Consider the following 20,358-nt stretch of genomic DNA (forward strand, 5'->3'; position numbering starts at 1 on the left):
TGGCGCTCCTACGAGCCCTGCAGCGTACGCGCCTGGTCGGGTCGCAGCACCAGCTCGGCGCCGCGCAGCTCGGACAGACGCACGCCGGCCTGATCCAGGAACATCACGTCGGCGGTCGCCCGCGAGTCGCTGGTCTTGCGACAGTTGGCGACCACCCGGATCGGCCCCTCGCTGACCGGCGCGTGGCCGATCCGCAGCTCGCCGATCCCCATCGGCAAGGTCGCCCCGCCCAGCCGCTCGCGCGCCCACAAGACCGCGAGCTGCAGCCCGCCATCGAGGGCGGCGACGTCGACCTGCCACGGCTCCGAGCTCCAGCCGGCCTGGCGACGCACGCCCTTGAGCGTGCCCGCGATGCCGTCGTCACCCACGCCCTCGAGCGTCTCGATCACCTGAAAGTCCTGCCCGTGAAACAGCACGTCGCCGTAGATCGACGCGTCGCCCCACGATCGCAGCACGGGCTCCTGGCTCGGCTCTTGACCCACGCTAGAGGCCGAGCCCGGCGCGTCGAGCTTGGCCTTGGCCCGGTAGTGCAGCGTGCCCTCGGCGCCCAGGATCTCGAGCTCGAGCACGACCCCGCGACCGTTGCTGAACTGGCGACAGCGCAGCATCAGGCGGTCGCCCGCGGCCTCGAATCCGTGCAGCTTGATGCCCCGCAGGACCCGGACGTCGGTGATCGACAGCAGCTGCAGGTCGGGCCGAAACGCCCGAGCCATGCGCGAGAACCACTCGATCGCGAGCACGACCGGGACCACGACGGTGCCGGCGATGCTGTGGTCCGCCAGATAGGTGTGGGTCCGACGATCGAGGTGGACCTCGAGCTCGAGCACCCGCGCCTCGCTGCCCTTGACCAGCAGCGCCTCGGGCCGCGGCTCACCACCCAAGACCAGCTCGACCCGCTCGGGCTCGCTGCCGGCCAGCTCGTCGGCCAGCATGTTGGCGCCCTCGGCCAGCGGGATCATCGGGACCCCGAGCGCCGCGAAGTGCTGCTCGAGCTGCGGGCTGACCATGCCGCCCTTCCACGGACCCCACCCCAGCGACTTGACCAGCGCCTCGGGCCGCCGCCGGGCTTGCGCCTGCGCGACCTTGTTGAGGATCTCGTTGGCCATCGCGTAGGCGCACTGGCCGTTGTTGCCGCACCGCGCCGAGACCGACGAGAACGTGCACAGGACCCGCAGCGGATCATCGGCGGTCGCGGCCAGCAGCGCGCGCAGGCCCTCGACCTTGGTGTCGAACGCCCAGCCGAATTGCTCATCGGTCAGCTCGGCGATCAGCTTGTCGGCCAACACCCCCGCGCCGTGCACGAGCCCGACGATCGGCCCCCAGCTCGAGCGCAGGTCACTCAGGGCCGTGGCCACGCCCGCGCGGTCGCCTACGTCGACGCTGAGGTACAGCGCCTCCCCGCCGGCCGCCGTGATCGCGGCGAGCGTGGCCCGGATCTCGCGACCGGCGAGCACCGCCTTGACCTGGCGTGACAGCGATGCAGGCGTCAGGCTGTTGCGCTCGCGCTGGGCCTGGTCGAGCAGCGCGCGCTTGAGCTGCGCGTCGCCTTCGATCCCCACGCAGCAGGCCGGCTCGGGCTCGAGGGTGCTGCGGCCGAGCAGCGCGAACCGGGCCTGGCTGCGCCGCGCCCACTCGATCACGCACGCGGCCGTGACCCCCCGCGCGCCGCCGGAGACCACGACCACGTCGCCGCGGCCGATCGGCGCGGCGCTGGGGTCGGTCGCGCTGGGGTCGAGCGGGGCGGCGAACGAACGCAGCGTGCGGCGCTCGTCGTCGGCCGAGATCGCGACCTCGAGCTCACCGCCGCCGAGCAGCAGCTCGTCGACGATCGCCGTGGCCAGCTGCGCTGGGGTTCGCAGTCCGCGGGCGATGTCGATCGCCTTGAGGCTGGCCGCCGGCCACTCTTGCTTCGCCGTCTTGATCAGCGCCGGGAGCCCGCCGAGGAACGCCCGGACGCCGCTCGACGGCTCGAGGCAGAACCCGCCGCCCGTGTCCTGCACGGTCACATACAGCCCGCCCTCGGTCGTGAACCGGGGCGCGAGCGTGCGGGCGACACGGAAGGCCTCGCGGTTGATCGCGATCGCCTCGGCCTCGTCGGCGACCTCGCGCAGACCACCCAGGTACACGACCGCGGTCGCGTCCGCGGGGACCACGTCGCCGCTGCGCGCTCGCAGGCCGCGAGCCTCGAGCGCGGCGACCAGCGCGGGCGCGAGCTCGGGGGCCCCGGTGACGAACACGCCGCTCGGACCGTGCAGACCTGGCTGCGCCAGGCCGACGGCCGGCGCGGGCACCAACTCCAGCGCGAAGCGACCGAGCGGCGGGGCGTCGATCGCCGGCGCCTCGGTCGACTCGGATGACACGGCACCGACCACGATCGGGGCCGGGGCCTGCCTGGGGCCGAGCAGACCCTGCATGTAGTTGACGATCTCGCCCAGGGTCCGCAGCGCGCCCATGTGGCCCGCGTCGATCGCCGGCAGTCCGGGCGCCTGCTCCTGGACCGCCGCGAGGATCTCGACCCGCTTGATCGAGTCGATCCCCAGCTCGGACTCCATGTCCATCGACAGCTCCAGCATCGACTCCGGGTAGCCCGTCTTGTCCGCTACCACCGCGAGCATCAGCCGCTCGAGGTCGACGCCGGGCGCCGCTGGCACGCCAGCCGCGACGGGGGCTGCGGGTGCGGGCGCGACCGGACCCATGAGCCCCTGCATGTACTCGACGATCTCACCCAAGGTCCGCAGCGCGCCCATGTGACCGGCGTCGATCGCCGGCAGCCCGGGCGCCTGCTCCTGAACCGCCGCGAGGATCTCGACCCGCTTGATCGAGTCGATCCCCAGCTCGGACTCCATGTCCATCGACAGCTCCAGCATCGACTCCGGATAGCCGGTCTTGTCCGCGACAACCGTCAGCATCAGCGCCTCGAGATCGACCCCGGGTGCGGCTGCGGTCTGACCTGCAGGCGCGGCCGCGACCGAACCCATGAGCCCCTGCATGTACTCGACGATCTCACCCAAGGTCCGCAGCGAGCCCATGTGACCGGCGTCGATCGCCGGCAGCCCGGGTGCCTGCTCCTGGACGGCTGCGAGGATCTCGACCCGCTTGATCGAGTCGATCCCCAGCTCCGCCTCCATGTCCATCGACAGCTCCAGCATCGACTCCGGGTAGCCGGTCTTGTCGGCGACCACCGTCAGCATCAGCGCCTCGAGATCGACGCCGGGCGCAGCCGGACGAGCCGAGGTCACGGCCGCGCCGCCCCCCTGCCCCATCAGGCTCTGCATGTATTCGACGATCTCGCCCAGGGTCCGCAGCGAGCCCATGTGGCCCGCGTCGATCGCCGGCAGCCCGGGCGCCTGCTCCTGGACCGCCGCGAGGATCTCGACCCGCTTGATCGAGTCGATCCCCAGCTCGGCCTCCATGTCCATCGACAGCTCCAGCATCGACTCCGGGTAGCCGGTCTTGTCCGCGACCACCGTCAGCATCAGCGCCTCGAGGTCGACCTTGGGCGCGGCGGCGGCGATCGGTCGCGGCGCGACGACAGGTTGGACCGGCGCGGCGATCACTGGCTTCGGCGCGGCGACAGGCTGCGCGGGCGCGACAGGCTGCGCGGGCGCGACAGGCTGTGGCGCGGCGACAGGCTGCGCGGGCGCGACAGGCTGGCTCACCGCCGGGGCTGCGAGCGCTCGCGCAGGCGCGGGCGAAGCAAACGCGGGCGCATGCATGGTCGGCGCCGCGGGCATCGTCGCCGCGACCCCAGCCACCGCCGGGAGCGAGACTCCAGCCATCGCGGCCAGTCCCGCCAGGCTCGACTCGGTCGCGCGCAGATACGCCGCGTGAGAGCTGGCCATCGAGTGCTGCACCATCGCGTGGGTCTGCGCGGTCTGGCGCTGGGCCTCCTGCCAGGCCGCGAGCCAGGCGTCGCCAACGGGCGCAGCGGATGCCGGGCCAGCCACCGAATACGACGGCGCCTGGGCGACGGGAGGAGCGGCAACGGTGGGACTTGGGACAGAGGTAGGCTTGGACATCGGCGTCTGAGGCAGAGCAGGCTGCGGAGTTGCGGCGACCGGCGCCGGGGTTGAGGTCGATCGCTGCGAAACCGGCCGCGCGGGACTGGTGGCCGCGGGCGTCGGTGCTGCGGCCGCGACCGGCCGGGCGGGACGGGTGGCGGGCGTCTGTGAAGCAGCGGCGAGCGGCCGCGAGGGGTTCGGCGCGGGCAGGTCCTTCGCGCCCCCAACCGGCGGATACGGCTTTTGCGGGTTGGACCCACACAGCGGCACCGCCAGCTTGGGCGCGGGCTGGCCGCTGCGATCCTCGGGCACCCGGTAGCCCTGCCACAGCGCGTCCAGGCGCAGCGGCACACCCAGCGCACACAGCCGCGCCAGCGCGCGAGCCAGCGTGATCACGCTGCCGGTCCCGCGCCGATCCAACGCGACCGCCGCGTGCGGCCGACCGTCGAGGATCTTGCCCACCAGGTTGGTCAGCACCGATCCGGGTCCAACTTCAATGAAGGTGTGGACGCCCGCGTCGGCCATCGCCTCGACCACCGAGGTGAAGCGCACTGGCTGGGCGATCTGCCGACCCAGGCGCGCGCGCGCCCCAGCGGCCTCAGGCTCATATGGAGCCCCCGACTCGCCCGAGTACACGGGCAGCTGCGCGGGCGCGAACTCGAGCTGATCCAGGAACTTGGCGAACGGCTCGACGCTCGCCGACACCAACGGCGAGTGAAACGCCGACGCGACCGGCAGCCGCTTGGCGTCGAGCCCCGCGCGACCGAGAGCCTGCTCGGCCGCCTCGATCGCGCGCACCGGGCCGCTGATCACCGTCTGTTTGGGCGCGTTCAGGTTGGCCAGGACCACGTCGTCGAGCCCCTCGATCGCCGCGCGGACCTGCTCGGCCGAGGCCGTCACCGCGCTCATCGCCCCCGGCAGCTCCGACGAGCCGGCGGCCGCCATCAGCTCACCGCGGCGCCGAGCCACGCGAAGCATGTCCGCCTCCCCGAGCACCCCCGCGGCGTGCAGCGCCATGACCTCGCCAAAGCTGTGCCCGGCGACGGCGTGCGCGGTGAGCCCGAGCTCGCGCAGGATCGCCAGCAGCGACGCGCTCGCGCAGCCGATCGCCGGCTGGGCCCACTCGGTCTCGCGCAGCTCGAGCTCGTCGCGCTCGCGCGCCGCGTCGTCGAACTTCGGGATCGGAAACACCAGCTGATCCAGCCGCCGACGCTCACCCAGCCCCAAGCGCAGCTCGGCCGCGCGATCCCAGGCCCCGCGCGCGTGATCAAAGCTCATCGCGAGCTCGGCGGTCATGCCCACGTACTGGCTGCCCTGCCCCGGGAACAACAGCCCGATCTGACCGACCTGCGGCCCGACCCCGTAGGCGCTCCCGTTGGGGCTCTCGAACGCCGCGGCGGGATCCGCCTCAATCTGCGTCGCCGCCCGCTCGAGCTTGGTCCGCAGGTCCCACTCGTCGCTCGCAACCACACACAGGCGAGCCGGCGCCGACGCATTGAAGCTGCGCTGGCTGTCCCACGCGGCCAGCCGCAGCAGCCCCCGCTCGTCGCAGCGCCCCGCCCAGGCCCGGGCCTGCTCCGCCACCTTCGCCCCGCTCTCACCCGAGATCGCAATCAGCTCGACCGGCAGCGTGCGCAGCCGCTCGGCCGTCGCCTCGCCGCCGTACTCCTCGAGCAGCAGGTGAAAATTCGAGCCGCCAAACCCGAACGCGCTCACGCCCGCGCGGCGTGGGTGATCGCTGGCGCGGATCCACGGGCGGGCCTGGGTGTTCAGATAAAACGGCGAGGTCTCGATCTCGAGCTTGGGGTTGGGCCGATCAACCTTGATCGTCGGCGGCAGCACCTTGGTGTGCAGCGCCATCACGGCCTTGAACAGCCCCGCGGCCCCGGCCGCCGCCTTGGTGTGCCCGATCTGCGACTTCACCGATCCGAGCGCGCACCACTGCGCCTCGTCACGCACGCCAAACGCCTGGCGCAGGCCCTCGAACTCGGCCGCGTCGCCGGCCTTGGTCCCGGTCCCGTGGGCCTCGATCAGCTCGATCGTGTCCGGCTCGATCCCCGCGTGCCCCCACGCCCGATGCAGCGCCTGGGCCTGCCCAGCCGACACTGGCGCGTACACGCTCTTCGAGCGCCCGTCCGACGACGCCCCGATCCCCTTCAACACCGCGTAGATCCGATCGCCGTCGCGCTCGGCGTCGGCGAGGCGCTTGAGCGCGACCATGCCCAGACCCTCGCCGAGCATGGTGCCGTCGGCCTGATCCGAGAACGGCCGGCAGTCGCCCGAGGCCGACAGCGCCGGCGTCTTCGAGAAGCACATGAACATGAAGATGTCGTTGAGCGTGTCGACCCCGCCCGTGATCACCAGGTCCGAGTCGCCCAGGTACAGCTCTTGCGCGGCCATGCTCAGCGCCGCGAAGGTCGAGGCGCAGGCCGCATCCGCGACGCAGTTGGTCCCGCCGAGGTTGAGCCGGTTGGCGATCCGCCCGGCCACCACGTTGCCGAGCAAGCCCGGGAACGAGCTCTCCTCCCACGGGGTGTAGTGATCGGCGATCCGCTGGCAGACCGCCTGGACCTCGTCTTCGCCCAGCCCCTGCTCGCGCAGCGACTTGACCCACACCGGCTTCTGCAGCCGGCTGATCATCGAAGCCAGCAGCTCCTGGGCCGACGTCACGCCCAGGATCACCGAGATCCGCGAGCGGTCCATCGCGTCGAACTGGCTCCGCGCCGCGTCGCGCAACACCTGCTCGGCGACGATCAACCCCAGCAGCTGCGAGGTGTCGGTGGCCTTGATGATGTTGGGCGGCACGCCCCACGCCATCGGATCGAAGTCCACCTGCGACAGGAACCCGCCGCGCTTGGCGTAGGTCTTGTCGGGCGCGCGCGGATCGGGATCATAGTAGTCCTCGGGCAGCCAGTGGGTGGTCGGCACGTCGCTGAGCAGATCCCGGCCGGCCAGGATGTCCGTCCAGAACCCGGTGGCGTCTTGCGAGCCAGGGAACAGGGCGGACACACCAACGATCGCGAGGGGACAACGGGGCGATTGAGTAGTCATGCGGACCTCGTCAGGTGAAGCGTCAGGTGAAGGTTCAGGGCCCAAGGTTCAGGCCCAGGGGTTCAGGCCAGTGGCCGGGGGCGAAAGTCAAAGCCGGCCGCCGGGACCGGCACGCCGTAGCTGCGCAGCTGTTGAGCGCGGGAGATGGCCGCCGCGCCCTCGATCAAGTTCCGGGCGACCTGCACGACCGTGCGGGCCTCGGGCGCGGCCAGGAAGCTCCCGGCGGTCCAGGCGTTGAACGCCCCCATCGCCGGGCCGCACCAGATCTGAAAGTCGGTGCGACGATCTTCTTGACCGATGATCGCCCACCGACTCGACTGGCCGAGGTACGAGCGAAACACCAGCGCGAGCTTGTGGCGAGGATCGGCGTCGGCCTTGGCGATCTCGGCCGGATCGCGCTCGGCCCAGAACCTGCGCGTCGACTCCCAGGCCGCGTCAAAGCTCGCGCGCAGGTGCTGCTGCTCGACCTTGCGGCGCTCGTCGGCGGGGATCTGCTCCCAGCTTGCGTGGGCCCGGTACAGCTCGTAGAGCCGCTTGGCGCGGACCCCAAACAGCGTGCCGCGGCGCAGGACCTGGACCTCGACGCCCAGCTCGAACATGTCGGCGGCCGGGGCCATGATCACGTCGGCGATCCCGGCCTCGGCCAGCATCTGCTTGCCGCTCGCGTCGAGCCCCGACTCCACGCACGCCTGGTTGACCGAGCCCGTCAGCACGTACGCGGCCCCCAGCGCGAACGCGCTGGCGACCGCGCTCGGGGTCCCAATGCCCCCGGCCGCGCCCACGCGGATCGGTCGCGTGTAGCCGCGCGCCGCGACGATCTCGTCGCGCAGCGCGAGCATGCTGGGCAGCAGCGCCGCGAGCGGGCGGTTGTCGGTGTGGCCGCCCGAGTCGGACTCGACGCTGATGTCCTCGGCGATCGGCACGTGCCGGGCCAGCGCGGCCTCGTGCTCGGTGATCTGCCCGCGCTCGCGCAGCACCTGCAGGATCTTCTCGGGCGCCGGCTCGAGGAAGTGCCGCGCGACCTCGAGCCGCGAGACCTTGGCGAACACGTGGCGCGGCCGCACGATCTGGCCGTGCTGATCTTGATGGATCCCCGCGATCGCGTAGCGGACGATCGCCGGGGTCAAGGCCATGAACGCGGCCGCCGAGACCCGCCGAACCCCGCGCTCGATGTACAGCTGCGCGACCGCGTCCTCGAGCGCCGGCTCCTGCGGCGAGTGGATCAAGTTGCAGCCCCACGCGGCCGTGTCCCCGAGCTCCGCGCTCAGCTGCGCGACCGCCTGCTCGACCCGACCGTAGGCCAGCCCCGCCGCACCAAAGAAGCCCAGGAACCCCGCGCGGCCGACCTCGGCGACCAGCTCGGTCGTGGCGATCCCGTTGGCCATCGCGCCGGTCACATAAGGAAACCGAACCCCGTGGGTCTGCGCGAACGAACGGTCGCCGAGCCACTCCGGATACAGCGGCGGCAGCCGGCCCCACACCGGCCACCCCGGGCGGCCGAGTGCCACTGGATCGGCGCCGACTCGACCGCCAACCGCGACACCGATCGCGCCTGTCTCCGGGTGACGGATCACGAACGCGGGCTCTCGGACCCGCGCGCACGCGTCGACGATCGCCGCGCCAGCGAACGCTGGAGCCGTGTCTGCGTCGTGCCAGAAGCCCGCTGAAAAATCGTGTTCGGAGGACATTTGGGGAAGCCAGGGCGGAAGGTGCCACCCAGTGGCGGTTTCGTCTCCCTGCGTGCGGCGCCCACGTCCGAATTCTCTGTCTTAGTTGTGTAACGAACCCCGTTATCGGCGCCTCAGCGGCCGTGCTCATCGCGCAGAGATCACCCACACGAGCGCCAAATTCGGCCGTGAGGCACCCGTCCGAGCGCCCGATGCCACTGAGTGGCACATCTCACACGACATGCCGTATAAATTCCGGCCGTGACCGGGTCCGAGCAGACGCGCGAGCAGAAGAAGGCCGAGACGCGATCGCGGATCCTCAGCCGCGCCCACGAGCTGTTCCACGAGCACGGGTTCGACTCGACCACGCTCGAAGACATCTGTGCCGCGAGCGACGTCTCCAAGCGAACCTTCTTCCGCTACTTTCCGGACAAGGAGAGCCTGGTGTTCCCCAACCGCGAGCGCAGGCGCGAGCGCTTCGTCGAGATCCTCAGCGCCGCGCCGCCGGACGAGTCGCCGTTCGACACCTTTCGTCGGCTGACCCGACTGTTCAGCGTCGAGTACAGCGAGAACCGCGAGCAGCTGTTGGTCGCGCAGAGCTTGATCCGATCATCGTCGGCGTTGCTGGCTCGCGAGGCGGCGATCGATCGTGAGTGGGAGCAGGACATCGCCGCGGTGTTCATCAACCAGCTCCCGCCGGGCTCCGCGTCCGAGCGGCGCGCCGAAGTCTTGGCCGGGGCGATGATGGGGACCGTGCGCGCGACCATGCGCCACTGGTACGCGACTGGGGGCGTCGAGGATCTCGATCAACTCGGGCACGAAGCCCTCGACTCGCTCGAGGCTGGGTTTGGCATTCGCTAGAGCGCCGATCAGGTTGGAGTCGCGTCGTCAGGTGCGTCTGGGGCCGTTCCTGCCGTTGTCGACTCGCCATGAAATGGTTGCTGCTCTACTCGGACCCCGCGTGCTTCGCCGGCCGATCACCGCGCTGCACAACGGCAACGCCAGCAACTCGGGCGGACAGCCGAACGTCGGCGACGCGATCAACTCGGGTACGAGCGTGAAAGCCTTTAGACCCTACCGTGAGAACCTCCGTGGATACGCCGACGACCATGCCGGAATGGAGTGGGAGTACTTGGTGGGTCACGACGTCGATGCGGAGGAGATGAGCGTGGAGATCTCCTGCGACGATTGCGGCAAGTTAAACACGGCCTTGCTGTCGGTTCGCGTGAAGTACCCCGGCGCGGGCGCGACGAAGCTGACCAGCTCCTTGCGACCGTCGCCGTCGAGGTCCATGAGCTGCACGCCGGGAGCACCGAGCGTGGTCGGCCGCGACGGCATGGCTACCGTCGGCCCAAAGCGCCCGTCGCCGAGGCCCCGCTTGAAGTACCAAGTCCCGGCGGTCTCGGTGACCAAGCCCGGCACGCCCTCGCCGTCGAGATCCACGAGCCGAGTCATGCGCCCGTCGATCCCCGCCGGGAGATTTTGTGGGTGGTCGCGTCGGTGATCTCGTGCAGCACCGGATCCACCGACGCGACGCTATACTCAAACTCCAGCGTGGGCAGAGCGGCGGTGTCGAACCAGCCCGAGTCGGCGTCGAGCCGATAGCTGCGCTGGATGACGCCTGTCACTCGCGTCATCGCCGGATCCTCCGCATGCAGTAGATCCGTCGACCCAACCAGATACGGCGCCGGCCCGAATCGCCGATTCGCCAACCGCGCTCGCGGCGACGCGCGACCCTTCCATCACGCCATCTAAGTGAAACGGCACAGCTGGTCGCGCGCATGGCTGACGAAGTCATCCACCACATCGAACACCGACGGGATGTCCCCGTAGTGACCATCCAGGACGGCGCCGCGGAGCTCGAAGCCCTCCCTCGTGAGCTGCGTGAGCGTCTTCCCGAAGGTGTCCCTCGCTCGCAGCTCGTCGACTTCCATCACGCGATTGCCTACCTCGATGCGGTCATCGTCGCGTGCGATGACGGCGCCCCCTACGACATGCGTCGTACCTACCGCAACTGGCTGCTGAACGAGGGGGACGGCGCACAGCGAGTCGTGCGTCATCTCCGGGGCGAGGCAGACAAACCCGACCTCGAGGCCACAATCGCAGCCGCCCTCCATTCGGCCCTGACCTACTTCAAGAAGCGAAGGCCGCTGATGAAATACAAAGCCGCGCGTGAGCAGGGGATGGCGATCGGCAGCGGGGCAACCGAGTCGACGTGCGCGCTTCATCAACTGCGCGTCAAGCATCCGGGCTCTCAGTGGGAAGTGCCCGGGTTGCGTGGTGTCATCACGGCTCGTGGGTTGCAACTCTCTGGGCGGTTCGATGCGGCTTTTCTGCATCATCAGGCGAGCTTGATCGCACAAGTCGCGCCAGCTTGATCAGGCTGCAATCCACGCCCTGCCCAGCTATTACTTCTGAAATACAATGCCGGCACTTTTGAGGCTATGACCTTGCGGCCAGACGGTTCCCTCGTCCGCCATGGCTCCCTGCCAATTCGCGAGATCAATCCTCCTGGAAAGGAGCACGGCCCCGCGAAGGTCTGCGCCACTAAAATTTGCATGTCCTACGTCTGCACCTGTGAGATCGGCGCCACGTAGGTCGGCGCGATCGAGGCGAGCAGCATTCAGCCCAGCACCTCGCAAGTTTGCCCTTCGCAGGCTTGCCGCGGTGAGATCGGCAAGCATTAGTGCAGTGTCAATGAGACTCGCTTCGGAAAGGTCTGCGCGTTGAAGGTAGGCGTTTCGCAGCGTCGCACGGTCAAGGTGAGCGCCGCGGAGGATCGCATCTCCAAGTTGGGCCCGATGAAGGTCCAACCCTCGCAGGTTGGCTCCTTCAAGCGTTTCGCCTGCCACAAAGACCATTCGACCAGTTGCGCACTCGATGATCATCGATTCCCCCAATCTGCCATGTCCAGGATGACGTTCTCCCAGGCAACGGCGGGCTTTGTGGCCTGGTTTGCGACTCGAGTGCCCGCTCGCTGCGCCGGTTCTGAGCCGAACAAGCGGCCCGCAATATAGCGGTGATGGCCCTCGGTGATAACACCACCGCTGACGGAGATGGCTGGCGCGACATCGCCGGCCGCAAGCCGGTCAACGTAGGCGCGAATCACAGGGAGTGACACAGCCTCCTGGTTGGACTTGAGGGGGGCATTCTTCATTGCTTGCCGGACCAGTTCATCTGTGACATCGTCTCCATTGGAGACAAATTGAGAGGCCCCTGTCCCCTCCACTGTGGGACCTCGAGGAGTCGCCCCGCGGCTGCCGAGAGTGGAAATCTCCATCGCAGCCAGCGGATCCGCACCGTCGACCACCGCCACCAACTCAAGTCCCCTCATGACGTGCCCCACCACGGGCACCAGGTTTTCGGAGAACTCTTGGATTGGCCGCTCTGCTGAGGCCCCTGCAATCCCGGTTAGTTGTTTGAACGTGGGGCCGGTGCCGGCTGTTCCCCCCCGAGCGAAATTTCGCACACGAAGTTCGTCTTGGCTCAGACTGTAACCGGGCCCGATGTACTCCTGTGCATTGACGCGGCCACCCTGTGGTGCCAGCGTTGGGCCAAACGGGTGTCCGCGTTCAGACCATGCTTCTTTCTCGTCAGCCAGGGACTCGCGGATGATTGCTATTTCATTTTCGAGTGCCTCTTGCGCAGCATATGAATCATCACTCTCGGGCGACTCTAGCTGAGCAATCTCGAGATCAACCAGTTCCTGCTTGAGTGCATCGTAGTCTTCAGGTGCCGGAGTGGTGTTCCTCGCCTCGTCCACTGCCTGTGTCGCCATTTGACCGACTCGTGCAGCAAATGCTGTTTTCCCATTTCGGTCGGCTTTGGTGGCTGGATTTGCATCGGCACCCTGGAAGCGATTTACTCCTGCTTCTAGCCCCGCGGGGTCTGGGCCAATCCATCGCCCCAACCAGTTTCCGAAGTAGCGCGCCGAGCAATACTCAAGCCCGGTCTCCTCGTCGCGCTCCATTCCCGTGTAGCTGTATCGCTTCGCCGACACGTCGATGCTGGCGTTGACGGCCCGATACGCGCTCGTTCCATACGGATGATACTCTTCGTACGAGATGACCGCGCCGCTGCCGTCGACCTCGGTCGCGGCTGAACCAAGGTGGTTACTCAGCTGGTAGCGCCAGATGCAGGTCAGGTTCCGAACCGAGGAGCCGCCGTCAATGCGCTTGGTTTCGACCATGCAGATACGCCCGCTGCCGTCGCTGATGTGCAGCGACTCCCGCTCGAGGTCGAGCGTGCCGTTGACGCGCTTGCGGTAGATCTCGAACGGGCCGAGGTAGATGCGTTCCTCGGTCGTGCTGCCTTGCTTCGCGGTGAACTTGCGGCTGCGGATGCCTCCCGCGTACTGAAAGTAGACCTGTTCTGTTCCGGTAGTTGCGTGCTGAAGTTCGTCATCGTGGTTCCAGTCCACCGCCGCGAGGTGCGGCATGGTTGTCATGCTGCCGTGCACGTCGTAGCTGTACGTGTGCGTGTATGGGCCGTTGGCGGCGTCGCCTGGGGCTGACGTGGCGAGCAGGCGGTTGCCGTCGTGGGCGTACTCGTAGCGACGAGTCCAGCCGGTCCCCGCGGCGGGGACGTGTTGCATCTTCAGGATGTTGCCGACGCTGTCGTACGCGTAGCGCTGCGTGTAGCGGCGCATCGCCGACGGATCGCTGGTCATCGGCTGCGGGCCGACGGGGAGTTGCTCGTGGGTACGCTGCGTCGTGCCTTGGGTGGCGTGCTCGCGGCCGGTCGCTTCGATCAGGCGGTACGTGGCGTCGTAGGTGTAGGAGTTGGCGGCCTCGACGACGGCGTTGTTGAAGTAGACCGTCTGCTGAGCGGTGTCGCGGATGTCGGTGACGTTGCCTGCCGGTTCGTAGTGGTAGTGCAGGCCCTGAAGCGAGGCGTTGTCGCTGCCGCGGAGCGTGGACAGCCGCGCGAGGCGGTAGGTTTTGGGGTCGTAGGTATACGAGGTCGTTGTGGTCGGCGAATGGGCCAGGCCGTAGATGACACGCTCTCGTTGCCCGCGGGCGTTGTAGGTGATGTCGCCCACCACGGTCTCGACAGTGGCGCTGCCGCGGTGTTTGAGCTCGACACGCCGAAGACCGCCGCCGTCATCGTAGGTGTACGTGACTTCGGAGTTGTCGGGGGAGATGGCCTTCAGCACGCGGCCGAGCGCGTCGCGTTCGCTGGACGCCGAGAACATCTCGGGGTCGAGCAGCGGTGCAGCGGCGGTGGCCATCGCGGGAATTGTACTTTGGCCGAGCAGGGCACTCCAGTCGGGCTGGGTGGTCTTGCTGGCGACGAGTTGGCGCTGCTCGTGTGTTGGCTGGCCCTTGAAGTCGTAGGCGAGCGAGGTGGCAACTCCTGCGCCGTCGTAGACCCGGTACACGCGGCCGCGGTGATTAGCGGCCTCGGGCGATGCGAGCAGGTCACCGTAGACGACGCGACCGAGCAGTTTCTCAGCGCCGCCGCCGACACTGACAGTGCGGTCCACCGGGCGGCGCAGAGTGTCATAGCTGAAGTAAAAGCGCTGGTCGCGAGCATCCCAGCTGTGCATGGGCTGACCGAGCGCGGTGAGCAGGTGCCGGCGATCGCCAGCGTCGACGCTGCCGACGAACAGCGACTGGCCAAGCATCCCGTAGGTACGCGTCTCGGCCGAGTTGCCGCGAGCGTCGACGACCTCGAGCACGTTGCCTTGGATGTCGAGCACGGATTTGGTCTCGAAGAACTCGTCGTTGCCGACCAGGTCCTTGTTGTGGGCGACGCTGAGGAACGGCCGACCGAGCGTGTCGAGGTGCACCTTGCTAGGCGTGTTCGCGTGCTTGGCCGCGAGTTGGGCGGCGCGGTGCTCCTTCTCGAGGGCGACGTCTGGGCCTTGGTAGCTGATGCGTTCGGCGTACCAGTGGCTGTCGAGCACGGTGTCGTTGACGTCCCAGCTGGTCTGCTGCCACGGCGTGAACTCCACACGGGAGAACGTGCCGTTGGGCAGGTCCGTGCGGATCATTCGACCGAGCGGGTCGTAGTGGTTGAGCGATGTGACGCCCTGCTCGACGAGCTCGGCCTCGTCCTCGTACTCGGGCGTGCTGGAGAAGTACGGCTCGTAGGCCTTGAGCACGTTGCCCTTGTTGTCGAAGACGACGCGGCCGTTGCCCACCCAGCGCACGTCCGGGCTGGTGTCCTCGTACTGAATCTCGCCGTCGACCAAGACCAGCTGACCGTCGACGTCGCGCTGCGGCGCGAGGCCAGGGCGGGCTTGCGCCTTCACCATCACGACGCCGCCACCCCCAGAGAAGTACGCGCGTTGCTCCAGCCAGCGAGTGTCTGGGTCTTGGTGCGTCTCGCGGACACGCGTCTTGGCCCAGTTGGGCTTGCCGGAGTCTTGCCAGGCGAAGAGGTCGTACTCGAAGGTGCTGGTTGGGTCGTCGAGGGTGTCGCCATCGCTGTCGCCGACCTTGCCCATCACCGCGCTGGCGGTGACGAGCCCGAGCACGTCGAAGGCGACCTGGCTGCGGTTGCCGTTGGCGTCGGTGAGTTGCCACGGCCCGAGCACGCGGAAGTCGTGCTCGGCGGTGACGGTGTTGCCGAGCGGGTCCGTGCTGCTCACGGTCAGCAGCGCGTGCGCGTCGTAGGTGGTCGAGTAGATGTTGCCGTAGGGATCCGTGACGCCAGTGACCGCGTAAAACTTGCTCGCGTCATAGGTCGGATGACCCGTGCGGACCCACCACGCGTCGTCCGCGAGCACGTACTTGCCCACGTCCTCGAGCTCGGCGTCGGTGGGCGCGCCGGTCAGCTCACCAAAGACCGACTGCCGCTGAGTCTGCGTCATCGCCATCGCGTCGCTGTCGTAGGCCAGCGCCTTGCTCTCGACGCTGCCGTGCGGGAGCGGGCCCGAGAGGTCATCGGCGAAGTAGCGAACGCGCGAGCGACTGAGCAGCCGCTTGTCGATGCCGTCTGACAGCTCGCCATCGTAGGTGACCGGAGTCGCCGAATCGGCTGCGTCGCGCACCGCCTGCCAGGTGAAGCCCGTCGGCGCGGCCACCAAACCGTGCACCTCGTAGCTGCGAGACTCGACCGGTACCGCGAGCCGCAGCTGATTCGGGTCACCGTCCACATGCGCGACCTCGGCCTCGCTGAGCGTGACGTGCAGCGCCGCTTGCTCCGCGGGCTCGACCGTCTCCCGCCGCGGATAGGCGACCGCCGCCGAGCGCAGCACCGTCCCGTAGTCGTCGACCTCGAGCACGAAGCTGTGACCGATCCGCGGATCCGCGACATCTCGCTCGTATTGGTAGCTCAGCGACTCCCGATCATGAGCGAGGTAGATTCCGTGTCGATTGTCGCCGCGCCCCCGCAGCTGCCGAACCTCGAAGGTCGCTTCGCTAACCGTGTACGGCACTCCTTCGAGCTCGGACCCGTCGAGCGCGTACACCTCCGTTCGCAACGTCCGCCCCGCCAGAGCGCGCACGGCCTCGGCCCTGTCGTCGCCGCTCAGCCACGAGGGCAACCTGCTATCCGGCAAGGTCCACGCGACAGGATCACCGCTCCAATACTCACCCGCAAACAACCGTGAGAACTTGCTCCCCGCCAGATACGCCCCGGTGTGAAACCCGCTCTTCGTGTACACGGGCGGCTGATGCAGGTGCTCCTCGACCGCGTCGAATTGCGCGAACGCAAACAGCCCATCCCCCGAGAAGTTCTCGAACGACTCGGTGTCCCAGGTCTCGACCATGCCGAAGCCCCGAAACTCGCGCTCGCCACCATCGAAGTACCCGTGGTGATACGCGAAGTGCTGCACGTAGCGCTGGCGCGTCACGTGATCGATCTGCTCGACCCGATCCACGACATGCACCGGAAACGGCAGCTTGGTCGCCCAGGGCTTCCCGGCGGCCTTGTCCGCCAAGTAGAACTTCGTCGACGGCGCGTAGCGAACCCGCGTCTCGGCGCCCATGTTGTTCTTGGTGGCGACGAGCAGGTGCGGCTTCGTACCGCTCGTCAGATCAATATACCGCAGCACGCCCCCGCGCCCCGCCGAGTGCGATGTCGACCACACCAGACACCCCGTCCCGTTGCCCTTCAGATCCACGACCTCCGCCCAGTCGACGCTACGCACGCTGGGAAACTGCGACAGGTGCTCGCCAGCCGCGAAGCCATTGCCAGACAGGTTGCGGTAGATCGTCGCGCCGCGATCCCCAAGATAGATCAGATCAGTCGTACCGCTGCCATCGACGTCACTGAGCCGAACGCGACTCGGGTGAAACAGGTCGCTCGCCGACGCGAAGCTCGACAGCCCGCCCATGCGGATCATCCGTCCGAATTGCCCGAAGCCAAGACATGGCCAATACGCGACTTCACCGTTGCGAACTCGAACCAAGTCCGGTAGTCCGTCGCCGGTCATGTCCGCGAATTGGATCGAGATCCGCGCGTCGTTGAACACCAGCATCGGCCGCGAGGCGGCGTCGTGGGTATTCGGGATCTGCTTGGGCGCCTCGAATCCATCGACGCCCTTGCTGCGATACCAGCCGAAGTTGTCGCCGCGATCCACGAGCACGTCCGGGAACCCGTCGCCAGCCAGATCGATCAGCTGCACCCGCGGGTCCTGCCAGTCGATGTTGGGCACCGTCGAGAACTTGCGAAAGTTGCCCCAGCCCTCGTCCTCGGTCCGCGTGAAGAACCCGGGCGCAGGCACCACGAAGCTGACCAGCTCCTTGCGACCGTCGCCGTCGAGATCCATGAGCTGCACACCCGGAGCGCCGAGCGTGGTCGGCCGCGAGGGCATCGCCACCATCGGGCCAAAACGACCATCGCCAAGTCCGCGTTTGAAGTACCAAGTCCCGGCGGCCTCGGTGACCAACCCCGGCACGCCTTCGCCGTCGAGATCGACCAGCCGCGTCATGCGGCCGTCGATCCCGGCGGGCAGGTTCTTCAGCGTGGCCGCGTCGGTGATCTCGTGCAGCACGGGATCCACCGACGCGTCGCTATACTCGAACTCCAACGTGGGCAGGGCCGCGGCGTCGAACCACCCCGTACCTTCATCGAGCCGGTAGCTACGCTGAACCACGCCGGTCACCCGCGTCATCGCGGGATCCTCGGCGTGCACGAGATCCGTCGACGCGACCAGATACGGCGCCTCGCCGAGTTCGGCAAAGTGATGAAACATCAACACCCGCCGACACAGCCGCCGCGTGCGGATCTCGAACCCGGCCCGATAGCTCGAGAAGGTGTCCATGCGTGCCGGCCAGGCCCGATCTTCGACGGGGCTGATCTCGAGCTTCTCGCCGTGCCACGTCCCGTGCTCGCCGTAGTCGAGCACGACCTCGAACATCCACCCACCCGCGACGAACGGCGCCGCGTTGCCATACTTGATCCGCTTGAGGTAGCGCTGCGCTTGCACGCCGTCGCCAACCAAGCGCGGCTGCTCCTCCGGCGCACGAGTATCCACGCCCGCGAGATCCTCCTGCTTGTATTCGTAGACGATGATGTTCCCGCGGTCATCGTGCGACTCCTCGAGCAGCCAGGAGAACAAACGATTCGGAACCGCAGGATCGACAACCCGCGCCGCCGCGGTCTTGCCGAAGTAGCTCGTGACGTTGTCGCGCGAGATCGTCTTCCAAAACACCTGTCGGGTAGCCTTCGATTGCCAGCGCTCGATCCTCGCAAACCCACCCTCGACGCGTGGCTGGAACTGGCTGATCAAGTGCCCATCACGCTGCTCGAAGCCCACCTCGACCAGGTCCTCGGCGCCCGCCAAGATGAACGTGTCGTTCTGCTTTGGATCCGGGTTCGAGTCCCAGTACTCGGGCAAGCCCTTCTCGGTCTTGCGCGAGATCGTCGGCACGCCGAGCGACCACCCGAGACCCAGCGGTCCATTACCTTGCCCAGACCCGTAGCTCAGCGCGAGGCTGGGCCCAAAGCCACCGCGGCCCGGCGACGTGGCGACCGGTACGGAAGTCGAGCCGGTCCCAGTGAAGGGATTCGACGAGAACTTCTCGCCGATGCTCCGTACCGCACCGCCGCCGGTTGGCAGCGAGATCGCTGGCGCGAAGGTCGAGCGTGGATCGGACGCCTGGTCGCCCCCAAACGGCGACCGAAACACCTGCGCAAACGGGTTCGGGTCGTCTTGTTTGCCCGCCCCGGGAGCGTCTCGACCCGGCGTCACGCCGGCGTTGAATGGCTGCTTTGGCCGCGGCCCCTGGATCGGCAGCGAGGGGCCCGACGTGAGCTTCGGACCATTGTCGCGTTCGTCGTTCATGGCGCCTCGTTCAGCGTGTAACGGAGGACCAGCACGAGGCCCGCGAGCTTGTTGGGATCGAGCCTGCCGTTGGTCTGCAGCTGCGCAGAGATCACACTATCCGCCACCTTCAGCGTCCAGACACCAGGCTGCGCAGGGCCGTTCAGGGCAAAGCTCGCGCTCATGAACGCGTCGCCCTGCGCCTGCACGAGCTCAGCGGGCGACTGCGCGACGTCCAGCCGCGCCTCGAGCTCTGGTATCGTCTCGCTGCCCAAGCTCGGCTCGAGGATCAGCGCAACGCTGGCCTTGAGGATCCCAAACCCTTTGTGACGAGCGAAGTGGGGAAAGTGCTCGGCCGAGATCGGCAACGTCAGCACGTGGTCACCCGTGTCCGCGTCGACCTCGAAGAACTGCTTCCACTCGTTGGGGAACGCGTCGTGAACAGAGACCAGCAGCGCCAACGGCTGCCCCTCGCCCTGGGTCGCGTTGAGTCCGTCGACCAAGGCCTCCTCGGCCTCGCCGCGCAGGTCGACGCCACCTGGCCGGGCGGTGTAGTCGATGTGGATCACGACATCCTCGATCGTCCGATAGTCGAACTGCCGCACCTCCCCCGGCAATTCCAGCGCCCAAGTGCTGACCGCTCCCGCGTACTCGAACGGCAGGTAGCGCTCGTCACGAAAGTCGAGGTTGAACAGCCCGCCGTCGCTGACGGCGGTGCTGGTAGCGATCGACTGTCCCGATCCGGTGCCGTAGGCAAACCGCGGATCACCGCCGACCGGCTCTTCGGCGTACCCCGCCGTCTTCTCGAACCGAGTCTTGTGCGTGAGCAGCTGCAGGTTCGCACCCAAGCTGGTGTACGGTCCCACCACCGCCGGGATCGTCAGCCTCACGGCTCGGATCCGTCGCAGGTAATGCCCCGGATGGTCGAGGTCAAACAGCACCTCCGGGATCCCAAAGTCGCAGCGCCCCGTCTCGCGGAGCGATCGCAGCTGCTCCGGGTCGACCTCGGCCAGCGACACGCTCTTGCGCAGCTCGAGCTCGCGGATGTCCCGATCCATGTACGCCAAATCAAGCCGCTCGAGGTCATGCCCGAGCCGCTCGCCCGCGAGCAGGCCCCTGTGCAGGCTATCCCAGTACCCGAACTCGATGATCGGCGGCTCGGCCGGATCGATCGCAAGCTCATGCCGATACGCCCGCTCGGCCCGCTTGGCCAGGTCGAACGCGAGCTGATAGGTCTGGAAGTACAGCGTCGCCAGCTGACTGCTCATCCAGTCGTAGAGCTCACGATTGCTGAACTTCGTGCGCATGTACGCGTCGACCGCCTGGGCGTGCTCGACTTGTTTTGCGTGGTTGTCGAGCTCGCGCTCGGCGATCTCGAGCCGGATCGTCGCCGCCACAATGTCCTGCGCGAGCCGCTCCGCCT

General features: G+C 67.9%; 9 protein-coding genes. 2 read left to right on the forward strand and 7 right to left on the reverse strand.

Annotated features, from left to right (window positions below; genetic code table 11):
* Positions 1 to 8: 8 nt before the first annotated feature.
* Both ENSA7_RS04735 and ENSA7_RS04740 read right to left on the reverse strand, forming a co-directional pair.
* Positions 9 to 7,052 (reverse strand): type I polyketide synthase, encoded by a 7,044-nt coding sequence (locus ENSA7_RS04735; protein ID WP_106087996.1) that lies wholly within the window; start codon positions 7,050 to 7,052, stop codon positions 9 to 11.
* Positions 7,053 to 7,114: 62 nt separating this feature from the next.
* Positions 7,115 to 8,740: a PfaD family polyunsaturated fatty acid/polyketide biosynthesis protein gene (locus ENSA7_RS04740; protein ID WP_106087997.1), complete on the reverse strand. Its 1,626-nt coding sequence runs from the start codon at positions 8,738 to 8,740 to the stop codon at positions 7,115 to 7,117.
* A 240-nt stretch (positions 8,741 to 8,980) separates the two neighbouring features.
* Between ENSA7_RS04740 and ENSA7_RS04745 the strand changes: the two genes are divergently transcribed.
* Complete coding sequence (locus ENSA7_RS04745; RefSeq protein WP_181233158.1) at positions 8,981 to 9,580, forward strand: TetR/AcrR family transcriptional regulator; 600 nt, start codon at positions 8,981 to 8,983, stop codon at positions 9,578 to 9,580.
* Positions 9,581 to 9,859: 279 nt separating this feature from the next.
* Here the strand turns inward: ENSA7_RS04745 and ENSA7_RS04750 are convergent, their stop codons facing one another.
* Together ENSA7_RS04750 and ENSA7_RS04755 are read right to left on the reverse strand one after the other, a co-directional pair.
* Positions 9,860 to 10,174, reverse strand: coding sequence for an FG-GAP repeat domain-containing protein (locus tag ENSA7_RS04750; RefSeq protein WP_146157337.1), 315 nt, complete (start codon positions 10,172 to 10,174; stop codon positions 9,860 to 9,862).
* On the reverse strand, positions 10,171 to 10,356 hold the full coding sequence (locus ENSA7_RS04755; RefSeq protein ID WP_106088000.1) for a hypothetical protein: 186 nt from the start codon (positions 10,354 to 10,356) through the stop codon (positions 10,171 to 10,173). Before ENSA7_RS04755 ends, ENSA7_RS04750 begins: the two co-directional genes overlap by 4 nt.
* Positions 10,357 to 10,500: 144 nt before the next feature.
* Between ENSA7_RS04755 and ENSA7_RS42050 the strand changes: the two genes are divergently transcribed.
* Positions 10,501 to 11,097, forward strand: a complete 597-nt coding sequence (locus ENSA7_RS42050; protein ID WP_146157338.1) for a hypothetical protein — start codon at positions 10,501 to 10,503, stop codon at positions 11,095 to 11,097.
* 30 nt (positions 11,098 to 11,127) lie between these two features.
* Here the strand turns inward: ENSA7_RS42050 and ENSA7_RS46065 are convergent, their stop codons facing one another.
* The 3 genes from ENSA7_RS46065 to ENSA7_RS43185 all read right to left on the reverse strand — a co-directional run.
* Entirely contained in the window at positions 11,128 to 11,607 is a 480-nt protein-coding gene (locus ENSA7_RS46065) for a pentapeptide repeat-containing protein (protein ID WP_106088002.1), read from the reverse strand.
* Positions 11,604 to 18,956 (reverse strand): SpvB/TcaC N-terminal domain-containing protein, encoded by a 7,353-nt coding sequence (locus ENSA7_RS04770; protein WP_106088003.1) that lies wholly within the window; start codon positions 18,954 to 18,956, stop codon positions 11,604 to 11,606. Before ENSA7_RS04770 ends, ENSA7_RS46065 begins: the two co-directional genes overlap by 4 nt.
* The coding region (locus ENSA7_RS43185; protein ID WP_219907910.1) for a Tc toxin subunit A-related protein at positions 18,953 to 20,358 on the reverse strand (1,406 nt) is incomplete at its 5' end. The genes ENSA7_RS04770 and ENSA7_RS43185, both read right to left, overlap by 4 nt.

The sequence above is a fragment of the Enhygromyxa salina genome, from assembly GCF_002994635.1.
Lineage (GTDB): Bacteria > Myxococcota_A > Polyangia > Nannocystales > Nannocystaceae > Plesiocystis > Plesiocystis salina_B.

What these genes read in the sequence shown, in the direction of transcription:
- ENSA7_RS04735 (WP_106087996.1), bottom strand. Translation starts at nt 7,052, where the DNA reads ATGACTACTCAATCGCCCCGTTGTCCCCTCGCGATCGTTGGTGTGTCC.
- ENSA7_RS04740 (WP_106087997.1), bottom strand. Translation starts at nt 8,740, where the DNA reads ATGTCCTCCGAACACGATTTTTCAGCGGGCTTCTGGCACGACGCAGAC.
- ENSA7_RS04750 (WP_146157337.1), bottom strand. Translation starts at nt 10,174, where the DNA reads ATGACTCGGCTCGTGGATCTCGACGGCGAGGGCGTGCCGGGCTTGGTC.
- ENSA7_RS04755 (WP_106088000.1), bottom strand. Translation starts at nt 10,356, where the DNA reads ATGACGCGAGTGACAGGCGTCATCCAGCGCAGCTATCGGCTCGACGCC.
- ENSA7_RS42050 (WP_146157338.1), top strand. Translation starts at nt 10,501, where the DNA reads ATGGCTGACGAAGTCATCCACCACATCGAACACCGACGGGATGTCCCC.
- ENSA7_RS46065 (WP_106088002.1), bottom strand. Translation starts at nt 11,607, where the DNA reads ATGATCATCGAGTGCGCAACTGGTCGAATGGTCTTTGTGGCAGGCGAA.
- ENSA7_RS04770 (WP_106088003.1), bottom strand. Translation starts at nt 18,956, where the DNA reads ATGAACGACGAACGCGACAATGGTCCGAAGCTCACGTCGGGCCCCTCG.